This window comes from Streptomyces sp. NPDC014656, from assembly GCF_043084305.1.
Classification (GTDB): Bacteria; Actinomycetota; Actinomycetes; order Streptomycetales; family Streptomycetaceae; genus Streptomyces.
In genome coordinates this window covers 136,155-148,022 of record NZ_JBIBZN010000009.1, presented here as the reverse complement: position 1 = coordinate 148,022, position 11,868 = coordinate 136,155, and the positions used below count along the sequence as shown (strand labels likewise).

Annotated in this window: 8 protein-coding genes and 1 pseudogene; 4 read left to right on the top strand and 5 right to left on the bottom strand. The window is 71.2% G+C overall.

Features of this window, described 5'->3' with window-relative positions:
- Positions 1-12 precede the first annotated feature (12 nt).
- The 4 genes and pseudogenes from ACF1ED_RS21335 to ACF1ED_RS21320 all read left to right on the top strand — a co-directional run.
- Positions 13-285 (top strand): annotated as a pseudogene (locus tag ACF1ED_RS21335) (leucine-rich repeat domain-containing protein); the annotation flags it as partial.
- 144 nt (positions 286-429) lie between these two features.
- Entirely contained in the window at positions 430-849 is a 420-nt protein-coding gene (locus ACF1ED_RS21330) for an HIT family protein (protein WP_391762656.1), read from the top strand.
- Positions 850-1,473: 624 nt separating this feature from the next.
- The gene (locus ACF1ED_RS21325; protein ID WP_391762654.1) at positions 1,474-2,043 is read left to right on the top strand and encodes an SMI1/KNR4 family protein; all 570 of its coding nucleotides are present in this window, start codon (positions 1,474-1,476) and stop codon (positions 2,041-2,043) included.
- A gap of 157 nt (positions 2,044-2,200) precedes the next feature.
- Positions 2,201-2,839, top strand: a complete 639-nt coding sequence (locus tag ACF1ED_RS21320; RefSeq protein WP_391762652.1) for an SMI1/KNR4 family protein — start codon at positions 2,201-2,203, stop codon at positions 2,837-2,839.
- Between the two features lie 656 nt (positions 2,840-3,495).
- On the opposite strand, the gene ACF1ED_RS21315 is transcribed toward ACF1ED_RS21320, so the two are convergent.
- From ACF1ED_RS21315 to ACF1ED_RS21295, 5 genes are all read right to left on the bottom strand, one after another.
- Entirely contained in the window at positions 3,496-4,773 is a 1,278-nt protein-coding gene (locus tag ACF1ED_RS21315; RefSeq protein WP_391762650.1) for a PQQ-binding-like beta-propeller repeat protein, read from the bottom strand.
- Positions 4,774-5,714: 941 nt separating this feature from the next.
- Complete coding sequence (locus ACF1ED_RS21310) at positions 5,715-7,274, bottom strand: GMC family oxidoreductase (protein ID WP_391762648.1); 1,560 nt, start codon at positions 7,272-7,274, stop codon at positions 5,715-5,717.
- Positions 7,275-7,420: 146 nt separating this feature from the next.
- A complete protein-coding gene (locus ACF1ED_RS21305) occupies positions 7,421-7,828 on the bottom strand; it encodes an SsgA family sporulation/cell division regulator (protein ID WP_391762646.1) in 408 nt (135 codons plus the stop codon).
- A 306-nt stretch (positions 7,829-8,134) separates the two neighbouring features.
- Positions 8,135-8,500 carry a response regulator gene (locus ACF1ED_RS21300; protein WP_391762644.1) on the bottom strand — a complete coding sequence of 122 codons (366 nt, stop codon included), beginning with the start codon at positions 8,498-8,500 and terminating at the stop codon, positions 8,135-8,137.
- 183 nt (positions 8,501-8,683) lie between these two features.
- Entirely contained in the window at positions 8,684-11,731 is a 3,048-nt protein-coding gene (locus ACF1ED_RS21295; RefSeq protein WP_391762642.1) for a S8 family serine peptidase, read from the bottom strand.
- Positions 11,732-11,868: the final 137 nt, after the last annotated feature.

Here is an 11,868-nt window from a genome sequence, read left to right as displayed (position 1 = left end):
CTCCGGGGAAACGCGATCGAGCACCTGCCGCCGTCAACGGCCAACCTGCACGAACTGCGTCACCTGGACCTACGCGAGAACTCCCTAGCCGAAGTGCCGGATTCACTCTCCGGCCTCCCGCGACTGCGTCAGATCGACCTGCGGAGCAACAACCTCGGCCGGCTGCCCGACTGGCTCGCCCTGATGCCCTCGCTGGAGAAACTGGACCTGCGCTGGAACAAGATCGATCCCTCCCTACCGCTCCTCAGCAAGCTGGAGGGGCTGGGGTGCGTCGTCCTGACCTGACAGCGACGACCCGCCGCGTCAGTGCTGCTATTTCTCGGGTTCTGGCACAACTTCTGTGGAGCGCTCACAAGTGGTTGCTGCGGATTCCCGCTGCTCCCGAAACGATTGGTCGGCACCGTGATGGTTCTGACAAGGTCTGACCTCATGGACTGCACCTTCTGCCGACTGGTACGGGACGGCGCCGGCCGGTGGGTGACGCGCGGGCCCGTGGTCAGCGCGTTCGCTCCGCTGGATCCCCTCGCGCCAGGGCACACCCTGGTCATTCCCACGTCCCACCGGACGGACATCTTCGACACTCCACCGGAGGTTTTGGCGCACGTCATGACGCTGGTCCAGCGCCTTGCTGGGACGATGCGGAGCGTACTGAAGGCCGAAGGCGTGAACATCCTGAGCGCCAGCGGCCCCGGCTCGGAGCAGTCAGTGCCCCATCTGCACTTCCACGTGGTTCCGCGCTGGTCGGACGACGCCTTCTCCACCTGGCCCACGCAGCAGTCCCGACACCAGATCGCCGGCGACCCTGTCACACAGCTCGCCAACGCCATGTCGGCCACTCACGAGACGTAACCACTCCACAGAAGTTACGCCAGAGCCATTTCTCGTGAACAAGCACGAGCGAGTTGATCATCAAACGCTGCTGAAACCCGTCAACGAATGCTGTCGCTGAACGTGAACGAATCCGCCGCGGCTCGCGTCTGCCGCTGAAGTCGTGTCAGGGGCAGAAAACGGGAGGCGCCTCGCGGGTCCTCCCGCCGACCGGTTGGAGGCAGGTGCCGGCTGGGCCGTGCGTGGGCGTCGGCGCGGCCCGTGGGGTGGCCTGGTGTTCGGTCGTCCGGAGATCAGGGCGGCTCGGTCTGGGGACGCGACGGCCTCGCTACGCGGCCGTCGCGGGTTCTCGTGCTGGTCGTCGTGGCCCTCGCTGGTGTACTGGAGGTTCCTCGGCCGGCCCGCCGGGCACAGCGGGGTGTCTGGGAAGGGCGGCGGGCGGCCAACTCTTTGAGGGCTGGCCCTGTGCTTCGGGGCGGAAGCCGGGCGTGGGGGAGCGGAAGCCGGGCGTGGGGGCGGGGAGGCATGCTCGAAGTAGCATCCCCGCAAGGTTCTCCGGTGGGCGCTTCGCAACCTTCGTTGTGGCGCGGTCGGATGGAGGCATTTATGCAGAGAGGGTAGATGGGGATGAGGGGGGATGAGGGGATGAGTGTGGCTGAGAGTTGGTCGCGTGTGATGAGTCTTCTTCAGGAGCACGCGCCGGCCGATCACGCGGATCTGCCGGGGCCCGCTACGGAGGAGATGCTCGCGGCAGCCGAGGAACGGATGGGGATCTCCCTTCATGGGGACCTGCGGGCCTGGCTGTTGCAGAACGATCTGGATCCGCCGGAGGAGGATTTCGACGACGACGTGATGTGCTGCGGCTTCGACGGGTTCCCTGACGAGGGAAGCTTCTTTCTGGGCATACGGGCGATGGAGAGGCTCTACACGAACCGCTTCACGTCCTGCGGATTCGATCCTCCGGACCAGCCGGACGATCCGTTCTGGCGTAACGAGTGGATCCCGTTCCTGTCGGACCAGGACGGCTGGATGGGAAAGTTCGTCGATGTGCGGGACGGACGCGTCGGCAGCTGGTTCGTGGGTGACCCCACGGTCACGGGCGAGTACGAATCGATGGCCCGGTATTTCGACTCCGTGGCGGAGACGCTGACGAGGATCGCCGGTGGAAGCTCCCGGACCAGTCGGTTCGTCGAAGGCCGGCTCGTCTGGTCGTGAGACGGCTCCCCACCGGATGACGGCATGACCGCATGACGGCATGACGGCGTGACGGCGTGACGGCCCGGGGGTTCTTCCGTGGGTGTTCTTGACCCCGCAAATCGAGCCCTGCTGGGTGCGGGACCTGGCTGTCAGTGCGGCCGTCTATCTTCGGTGTATGACCCAGATAGATGGTGCGGCGTTCGGCCCTGCGTGGGCTCGTCTTGATTCGTGGCTCGCGTCGCACTCGCCTGCAGATCACGCGGCCTTGCGGGGGCCGGCGGGGCATGAGCAGCTCGCCGGCCTGGAGTCACGGCTGGGCTTCGCCCTGCATCCAGAGCTCAAGGCGCTCCTGGAACTGCACGACGGGGCCGCCGAGCCTGTTGCCGATCCGGGTTCCCGCACGGTCCTGCCTGCGGGCAAGTTCCTACCCTCGGGACACCGGCTCAGTGGTGTGGACGACATCGTGATGATGTACGACGTGCTCGTGGACGTCGGCGAGGACAACATCGAAGCCGACCTCTGGGAGGAAGACGCGCTGGCTGTGAACCTGCACCGGTGTGTGCCGTTCGCCCTTCCCAACGACGGCGGTGTCGCCTTCGTCGACCATCGTCCCGGCGCTTCGTACGGGCACGTGTACGAGATGGGCATCGGGTCGGGAGACCTGAGCGGAACGCTCTGGGCGACCAGCCTGACAGAACTCTTCCAGGCACTGGCCGACGCCCTGGAGTCGGGTCGCCCCTTCCTGCAGTACACGCCCACGAGCCACGAAGACGCGTCAGGTCGTCACTGTGTCGAGTGGGAGATCCGACGCTGATCGTGGCGAGCTGTGCCTTTCCCCCACCCCTCACCACCACGTCGTGCGGATGCCTTCGCGGACGTCGCAGGGGACGTTCATGATCCGGCCGGTCGTTCGCTCGCCTTCCGGCTGCGGGGCGGGACGACTGATTCCTTCGCGCCGCGAGGGCGGGAGGCGGTTCGCAGGGTCGTCCGGAGGCGGTCGTCCGCCCAGGTCACGAACTGTCCGACGCGGATGCGCCGACGCGGAGGCGCCGATGTCGGCGAGCCGGCATCCGAGCGGTGGATGGGAGTGGTGGAGGAGAGTGGTGGAGGGGCTGGTCGCGCCCCACGGGGTTGCCTTCGCGGGTTCGGCGTCACAAGGCCGTCCCTGTGGTGCGTCGACCAGCTCCACGTCTCGCTTGACCGGGGCGTGCCGGCTCACGATCTTCGTCCTCGGCCAGGGCGTCGGTCGCGGTGCGGGCCGCGGACACGTGGGACGGGCCTGCCGGAGCGCACCCGGCCCGCGAGGTTCGTGCCGCGGCCTTCAGCCCCGTCTGTTTCGAGGAGGAGTACTCCGCGCGGTGCTCTGTCACCGGACGTACAGCCCGGCTACGGAGGACCGCGCCGGTCTTCTCGGGCACGAGCCCCCTCCTCCCTGACAGTTCGCGACGGAACGCCCTTCGTGCGCAGGTGTCAGACGGGCAGCGCGTGAAGCTTCTTGCCGTGCAGGGCGAACACCCTCTTCCCGTCCGTGGCCACCAGCCAGGAGTGGTAGTCACCGGATCCGTCGTTGAAGGTCCAGCGCACGGCACCGTTCTTCGCGTCGATGGCGATCACACCGCCCCGCTTGTCCAGGTCCGTGGCCGCGTACAGGACACCGCCCGCCTTCACGTACTGCCGGGGCACCGTGAGGTCCGCGTCGGCGAGCGCCTCCGACTTCCAGACCTCTTTGCCGGTACGGGGGTCGAGGGCCCACAGGGTGCGGCCGCTGTCGGCGATGTAGAGCACGTCGTCCAGGATGGCCGGTTCCTTGAAGCCGACGTAGCTCTCGGCCGTCTGCACCGACCACTTCAGCGATCCGTCGGCCAGGCTGAAGGCCTGGAGCTTCGGCCCCTGGGGAACGATCACCAGGCTCTCGTGCACGGCGAAGAAGCCGTAGTTGGTCTTGGTGGTCTTGTGCGTCCACACCTGCTTGCCGGTGGCGGTGTCGCGGACCGTGAGGTTCTTCTTGAAGTCGGTGTAGACGAGGTAGCGGCCCCCGGCGTGGGCGTGTATGCCGTTCCCCTCGGTGCCGAAGTCGCGCCGTTCCTTCCACGCGAGCTTGCCCGTACCGCTGTGCAGGGCGGCGATCACATTGGTCTTGGACGAGCCGTCGGCCTCCAGGATCTCGGCGATGACGTACACCTGCCGGTCGTCCACCGCGATCGGTCTCGGCTGCCGGTAGCCCTTGCCCAGGTGGCTGCGCCACGTCTCCTTGCCCGAAGCCGGGTCGTAGCCGGAGACGGTGCCGTCGTACCGGGCGCTCGCCAGGTACAGCGTGCCGTTGCCGAGCAGCATCGGTGCTCCGGGGACCGCGCCGTCCTCCAGCGACCACCGCTCCCCGCCCGTCGCGGCGTCCAGGGCGGCCAGCGGTTCACCGCTGGCGATCACCACGCCGCTCGTGGCCACGAGTTCGTCGTTGTCACCGTAGGTCTGGGCGGTTGTCGTCTTCGTCCACAGCGGCTCGGGCGCCCCACCGTCCTTGCCGCCGCCCTCGGCGGGCGTGTCGCCGCCGGCCGGTTCGTCGGGACCGGAGCCGCCGGGCTCATCGGTGCTGCCCGGGTGGCTGGGGCCGCCGGTGGCAGCGCCGTCATCGCGGCAGCCGACCGCGCCCGCCGCCAGCACGGCCAGCGCGCCCCCGCCGCCGGCCAGCCGCAGTGCGCGCCGCCGGGAGAATCCGCCGTCCAGCACGTCGTCGCGTCGCGTGGTCATGTCGCTGTACCTCCGTGGAGTCGTCGATCCGAAAGATGCGTCGCGGGCCGGCGCCACTCCGTACAGACGTACGGCCCCGCGGCCCGGAACGTTATCCGCCGTCAGGGGCCGGAGGCACCGCCGGTGACCGATCGGGACGGCTTCGTGAACCGATCGGGACACCACCGAGGCTCTTTCATCCTGTGCTGGAGGGTGGGAGGGGCCGGTCAGTCGGGGTGGTGAGGGGGCAGGGGCCTGGTGGTTCCGTGTCCTGCCGCGCTCGGTGTCGTACGCGACGTCGCGTACGAGCTCGTCGCCGATGGCGGCGATCCCGGTGGAGTTCGCCGCGATGCCGGCCGGCATGGGCCGCGCCCCCCGTTCCGACCGTCGGTCCCGCGCGCCGGAGAGCGCCGCGTGCCTCGTCGCCTGTGACGGCCGGGCTCATCCGCCGGAGGGCGGAACTCCGCGCAGGATCAGTGGCAATGCCATGCCTCACCAGGGCTCGGACGAGCGCGTCGCTTCCTTCTCGGGGGGGGCGGCCCGGTGCCGATGGAAACGAGGTGCCTCGCGGCGGCCGTCGGGGGCGGCGCGTCGGGCAGGCAGGGCTGCCCGACGCGATGTCGTTGGCAGGTTGCTGGAGAGCGGCAGCGCGGTGGGCTCCGTGCCAGGACCGGGCCGGACCCCCCGATGGTGATCGGTCAGGGCTTGCGCGTATCGGGTGAGGAGGGCGGCCCGTGCGTCACGCTGGGCGCTGGGGTGGGTGAGCAGGCGGTACGCGATGTGCGGTGCGCGATGTGCGGTGCGCGATGTGGCCTGAGGTTTGGAGGGGGATGAAGGCGGACTCGACGACGGGCTGTGCGGCCGGGCCGGCCATGGGGTCGGGCCGCCCGGGGCACCGGCGGCGATGGTGGTCACCTGTCGGCGGCTGCGGAACCGAGCGTTCCCCGGCCCCGCAGCTCCCCTCAGGAAGCGTCGTGGAGGAGGGCGGCGGCTCGTTCCGCGAGGGCGTACACCGTCGCGTTGGTGTTGTTCGACGGGATCGAGGGGATGACGGAGGCGTCGGCGACGCGCAGGCCCGCGAGTCCCCGGACCCGCAGTTCGGAGTCGACCACGGAGTCCTCGTCCTCGCCGAGCGCGCAGGTGCCGACGGGGTGGCAGTAGGACTGGAAGACCGTACGGGCGTACCGGCCCAGCGACTCCCGGTCCGTGACGTCGGGGCCGGGGGCGACCTCCTCGACGCCCCAGGGGGCGAGCGCCGAGGAGCGGGCGATGTCGCGCGCGGTGGCGATGCCGGACAGGACGGCCCGCACGTCGCGTTCGTCCGTGAAGTAGGCCGGGTCGATCACCGGCGCCGCGTACGGGTCGGCCGAGGCGATCCTCAGGGTGCCGCGGCTGAACGGGAGCATCGGGGAGACGCCGATGGTGAAGCCGTTGTCCACCGGGGCGACCGGGTTGGGGAACGGGACGTCGACGAAGAGGATCTGGAGGTCGGGGCCGTCCAGTCCGGGCGTGCTGCGCAGCAGGCCGATGATCTCGCCGTGGTTGCCCCGGGCCGCCGGCACGGTGCGGCGGGTGCGGTGGACGAGGTTGACCAGCGGGTGGTCGTGGAGGTTGCGGCCCACGCCGGGCAGCGCGTGGAACGGCTCCACCCCGGCCTCGCGCAGCTCCCGCCCGGGGCCGATCCCGGAGCGCAGCAGGAGCTGTGCGCTGCCGAGGGTGCCGGCGGTCAGGACGACCTCACGGGCGGCCCTCGCGGTGTGGACGCGGCCCTGGACGCCGTACTCCACGCCGACGCAGCGTGTGCCCTCGAAGAGCAGCCGGTGGGCGGTGGCGCCGGTGACGACGTCGAGGCGGGGACGGTTCAGCACCGGGGTGAGGTAGGCGTCGGCGGCGCTCTGGCGCCGGCCTCCGACGATGTTGAGGTCGACCGGTGCGAAGCCCTCCTCCAGACCGCCGCTGATGTCCGTCGCCCGGCGCTGTCCGGTCTCGACCGCTCCGGCGAGACAGGCGAGCAGCACCTCGTTGGGGTCGGTCGTCGGGCCGACGGTGAGCGGGCCTGACGTACCCCGGCCGGGGCCGCCGCTGACGGCGGTCTCGCTGCGCCGGAAGTAGGGGAGGAGGTCGTCGAAGCCCCAGCCCCCGGCTCCGTGGCCGGCCCACCTGTCGTAGCTGGTGCGGTGGCCGCGGGCGAAGACCATGGCGTTGATGGCGGAGGAACCGCCGATGCCGCGGCCGCGCGGCAGCGCGATGCCGGGTCCGGTCCGGGCGGACGGGGAACCGCCGTTCTGGGGGACCGTCGTGTCGCCCCAGTTCGCCTCCGTCGCGGCGAGGGCGGGCCAGGCCGGCGGAACCGCCACGGCGTCCGGCAGGTCCGGGGCCGCCGTTCCCGCCTCCAGGAGCAGGACGCGCAGGTCGGGGTCGTCGGTGAGCCGGGCCGCGAGGACGCAGCCGGCCGAGCCGCCTCCGACCAGGATGACGTCGTAGCCCCGGTCTTCCGCGCGCTCCGGGTCGACGGAAGGCATCGGGTGGGGTGTGCGCCGGTGATCCATGTTTCAAGGGCTCCCTAGATATGTATCTCGGATTCACATGGAAACATATCTGTCGTTCCGCCGTGGAGGAGACCGAGCGCCGTGGCCCCTGGGGGCGGTGCTTTCGTCGTCCGTCTCCCTCACTCCGCCGGCTGGAGCAGCTCGTCCCAGTCGACGCCGTCCAGTTCGGTTCCCCGGGGGACCGCGGCCCAGGTGCGGGCGAGCCACTCGCCGACCGGTTCCGCGGGGATCTCGAAGAGCGCCGTGCGGTCTCCCCCGCCCACCCGCAGGCAGAAGGAGGAGTACCCGCTCTCGCCGTCGGACAGCGGCCAGAGCACGACCTCGCCCTCGCCGGCCTCGGCCACCATGCCGTCGGCCAGCAGTTCCCGGCAGAGGTTCCACCGCACCGGACGCTCCCCGTCGGTGTCCAGGGTCAGGGTGACGGCCAGGGGGTCACCGGTGTCGTAGGAGAACTCGCACTTCAGCCGCCGGGAGAGTGCGGACGTGACCCAGTGGGTGATCTCCAGGGAGAGAGGGCACTTCTTCATGGACGCCTCCTGGTGACTCGGCCGGTCCCGGGCCGGCGGATCCGGCCCGGGAGGCAAGTCTCGGCCGGGGGCGGTCCGGTGGTCTGTCGTGCGCTCCCTCCGCCTTCCTCGGGGCTCCCCCACCCTTCTGTGGGGTCTGCCCCACGTCCCGGCGGCCGTGGGAGACACGGTCACGGTCGTGGGCGACACCGTCACGGTCGTGGGAGACACCGTCACGGCCGTGGGAGACACCGTCACGGCCGTGGGAGACACCGTCACGGCCGTGGGAGACACCCTCACGACCGTGGGCGGCGGCGTCCCGGCCCGTCAGGGAGCTGAGGAGGCGAACAGGCTCCGCAGGTCGGCGTCGAAGAGCTTGTCCTTGGCCACGAAGCCCGCGACGCCCGCCGCCTCCAGTTCCTCCTGGGACCACAACGCCCCGTCGGTGGAGGTCAGCACGATCCGCGGCCGGACCTCGCCTTCGGTGAGCCGCTGGGCCACGCTCAGGCCGTTCATGTCGGGAAGGTGCAGATCGAGCAGCAGTCCATGGGGGCGATGTGCCCGCACCACGGTCAGGGCCGAGGCACCGTCCCCGGCCTCCGCCACGACACGCAGGCCCCGTGCCGTCAGCAGCGTCGTGACGATGCGGCGGAACTCGGGGTCGTCGTCGACGACGACGATGTTGATGCACATGATCTCAGCATGCACAACGGTCGCGCGAGTGGACCATAGGGGGAGCCCTACGGTTTGTGTACCACTCACGTATGGACAGGTCCCCCCACGTGGCCGCTCCGGCGTCCCCTCCTCGCGAGGAGGGGACGCCGGAGGGAGGGGAGAGAAGGGAGAGGGGGAGGAAGGGGGAAGGGAAGTGCGCGGTCAGCCGCCGATGCTGACCACGGTGCCGGTGCCGTCCGGGTACTCGACGTACGCGGTGGCCGGGGTCTGCGTCACGCCGGACCACCTGCCGGTGACCGAGAAGGGTTCATAGGGCGTCGCCTCGGGCCGTGCCGGCGACACGTCGAAGCTTCCGGTCACGGGCGAGTCCGCGTTGACCAGGTTGGTGCGCAGGGTGAAGCCGGTGGAGGAGGTGCCCGGGCTGTGGGCCGAGGCCACGACGGTGAGGAGGTACCGGCCCGGGGCGAGCTTCGGGCTGAGGCTGGTGGTCGAACCCGTCGAGGACCAGTCCAGCAGTGTCTCGGGCTGGCCGTCGGCCGAGAGCGAGGCCACGTACATCCACGTCCGGGCGTCGGGGGCGTCCGTCCTGACGAAGAACTCGGTCGCCTTGTTCCCCTCGGGAACCGTGACGGCGTACTCCTGCACGTCGCCCCGGGCCGTGGCCAGTTCGCCGGTGACCGGCGGGCCCGCGACGGGGGCGTAGGCGGTCAGCGCGAGCTTCTCCGTGCCCGGGGTCACGGAGTAGGCGAGGCTTCCCTCCTCCGTGGCCGCGGCGGCGATCCGGCCGGGAGCCTCCAGCATCCGGGGGGTGACCGCGAGGGGGCTGCGCACGGTGAGGTGGCCGTGGCCGGTCCACGTCAGGTTCCCGGTGACGGGGACGCCGGAGGGCGCGGTGGTGCGCGTGAGCTTCACCGTGACCTTCGCGCTCTGTCCGGCGCGGCTGAACCGCAGGGTGGACGGTGTCACCTCGACGCGGAACCCGGGCAGTTCCGCCGAGGCCCGGTACGCGCCCGGGCGGGTCGCGGTCAGCGTGCGGGTGAGGGTCCGCGAGCCGAGGAGCCGGTCCACGGAGAGGGAGGGGTAGTTCAGGTCGCTGGGGGCGATGGGGGCGACGCCCGTGCCGGTGTCGATGCCGAGCCCCTCCTCGTAGGCGAGCCAGTCCTCGGCCGTCGAGTCGTAGACCAGACCGGGGTCGAGCATCGCGGCGGGATTCACCTGGCCGGAACCCTGCTGGTTCACGTCGGTGTTCACGCCGCCCGAGGCGGTCCTGGTGGCGACGGCGGTGGTCATCATGGCGGACTTCACCGCCATCGGCGACCAGGCGGGGTGGACGCCGAAGTGGAGCGCGGCGAGACCCGCGATCTGGGGCGCGGCCATCGAGGTGCCGGTCATGAAGTCGAACTCGCGGCCGTAGTCGCCGGGCGGCGAGACGGCCGCGAGGACGCTGACGCCGGGCGCGGCGATGTCCGGCTTGATCAGGGCGCCCTTGTTCTCCACCGAGGGGCCGCGCGAGGAGAAGGGCGCTATCTGCGGGTACGGGGTGCCCGTGGACCCGCCCGTGCGCAGCGTCACGGTCGCGCCGGGCGCGGCCGCGTAGGCGCGTACCTCCGAGGCTCCCGGAACGTTCAGGTGCACGGTGGGCACGGCGTGGAGGTCGCTGTCGACGTCGAGGTCCTCGGTGTTCACCAGCACCATGGCGACGCCGCCGGCCCTGGCCACCTCGGCCGACTTCGTCGGGCGGAGCGTGACGCCGCGGTCGCACACCACGGCCTTGCCGGTCGTCCTGGCCGGGTCGAGGCTTCCGTCCCGGCACAGCCGGGCGTCGTCCTCCGAGGCGCCGGCCGCCCGCACGTCCTGGGCGCGGACCAGGGGCACGGGTCCGGAGACCGTCCGTACGGTGTTGCTGGCGCCGACGTGGGCACGGCCGTCGCCCAGTTCCACGGTGGCCTCGGTGGGCGCCATCGTGGAGGCCGCGACGGTGGTGGTCCAGGGCGCGGTGTTGTCGATGGTCTCGGTCGAGGCGCCGGAGTTGCCGGCTGCCGCCGACACGAACACGCCGGCCCGGGCGGCGGCCAGGAACGCCTGCTGCACCGGCATGTCGAGCTTCGACTCCCGGTCCTTGCCCGCCGAGAAGTTGAGGACGTCGACGCCGTCCGCGACGGCCTGGTCGACGGCCGCGACGATGTCGGAGTCGTAGCCGCTCGCGCTGGTGGTGCCCTTCTCGGTCCAGAGCGCCTTGTACGCGGCGACGACGGCGCCCGGGGCCACTCCGGAGGTCTCCCCCAGGTCGTGTCCGTCGACGGAGACCCTCACGCCCGCGTCGCCCGCCGCGGTGGAGGCGGTGTGGGTGCCGTGGCCGCTGCTGTCGCGGGCGGAGAGGAAGTCGCCCCGCTGCGGTTCGGGCGTCGCGGCGAGCCAGCCCTCGTTGTAGTAACGGGCGCTGACGAGCTTGGTGTTGCAGTCGTCGGCGGTGAACCGCTCGCCGGCCTGGCAGGCGCCGGTGAAGGTGGAGCCGTCGGCCTTCCGCATGACGATCGCGTCGCCGTCGCGGTACGGGCGGTGGGGGTCCTTCGCGGTGGGGGGCGCGGTGCCCAGGGCGGCGCCGGCGAACGACGCGCTCTCGGGCCAGATCCCGGAGTCGATCACGCCGACCACCACGCCCTCGCCTGACTTCTCCGTGCCGCCGAGCCTCGCCCACAGCCCCCGCGGGCCCGGCAGGCCGAGGAAGTCGGTCGACCGGGAGTCGTCCGTCGCCTCGACCCGCCCGTCCGGGCTGACGTCGAGGACGCCGGGGCTGCCCTTGAGGCGGGCGGCCTGAGCCACGGTCAGGTCCGCGGTGAACCCGTTGACGGCCACGGTGTAGCGCCCCCGGATCCTGGCGCCGACGGAGGTGGCGGCCTCGCTCTGCCGCTCCTGGAGGTGGTCCCGGTACCGGCGCGCGGCGCGGCTGCCCGCGTCGACCTTGGCGCCCGGTGCGGGGGCGGTGGCGGCCAGGTCGTCCGTACCGCCCCGGTAGAGGGCGACGGGTGCGTCGGCGAGGGTGACGATGTAGCGGGCGGCCGGAGCGTTTCCGGTCGTGTGGACGGGGACGGGAAGGGGGGCGGGAGCGGGAGTGGGAGTGGGGGCGGGGGCGGGGATCGACTGGCCGGGGCCCGCCTGTGCGGGTGGTCCGGAACAGACGACGCTCAGGGAGACGGCGCAGACCACCGCCGCCCAGGAGGCGGTGGATCTGCGGAGCGTGGTTCTCACACGTTCCTCCGTGGGAAGAGAGCGACGAGTACGCGACCGGGCGTCGCGGCGAGCAAAGTGAACGCTGTTCTCCGGAAAGGTGTCCAGATACTCTGTTGGCGTGTTTGGACGCGTGGCCGTCCACGCCACACATGACG

Excerpts from the sequence above, each read along its gene's own strand:
- ACF1ED_RS21330 (WP_391762656.1), top strand. The coding sequence starts at position 430 with ATGGACTGCACCTTCTGCCGACTGGTACGGGACGGCGCCGGCCGGTGG.
- ACF1ED_RS21325 (WP_391762654.1), top strand. The coding sequence starts at position 1,474 with ATGAGTGTGGCTGAGAGTTGGTCGCGTGTGATGAGTCTTCTTCAGGAG.
- ACF1ED_RS21320 (WP_391762652.1), top strand. The coding sequence starts at position 2,201 with ATGACCCAGATAGATGGTGCGGCGTTCGGCCCTGCGTGGGCTCGTCTT.
- ACF1ED_RS21315 (WP_391762650.1), bottom strand. The coding sequence starts at position 4,773 with ATGACCACGCGACGCGACGACGTGCTGGACGGCGGATTCTCCCGGCGG.
- ACF1ED_RS21310 (WP_391762648.1), bottom strand. The coding sequence starts at position 7,274 with ATGCCTTCCGTCGACCCGGAGCGCGCGGAAGACCGGGGCTACGACGTC.
- ACF1ED_RS21305 (WP_391762646.1), bottom strand. The coding sequence starts at position 7,828 with ATGAAGAAGTGCCCTCTCTCCCTGGAGATCACCCACTGGGTCACGTCC.
- ACF1ED_RS21300 (WP_391762644.1), bottom strand. The coding sequence starts at position 8,500 with ATGTGCATCAACATCGTCGTCGTCGACGACGACCCCGAGTTCCGCCGC.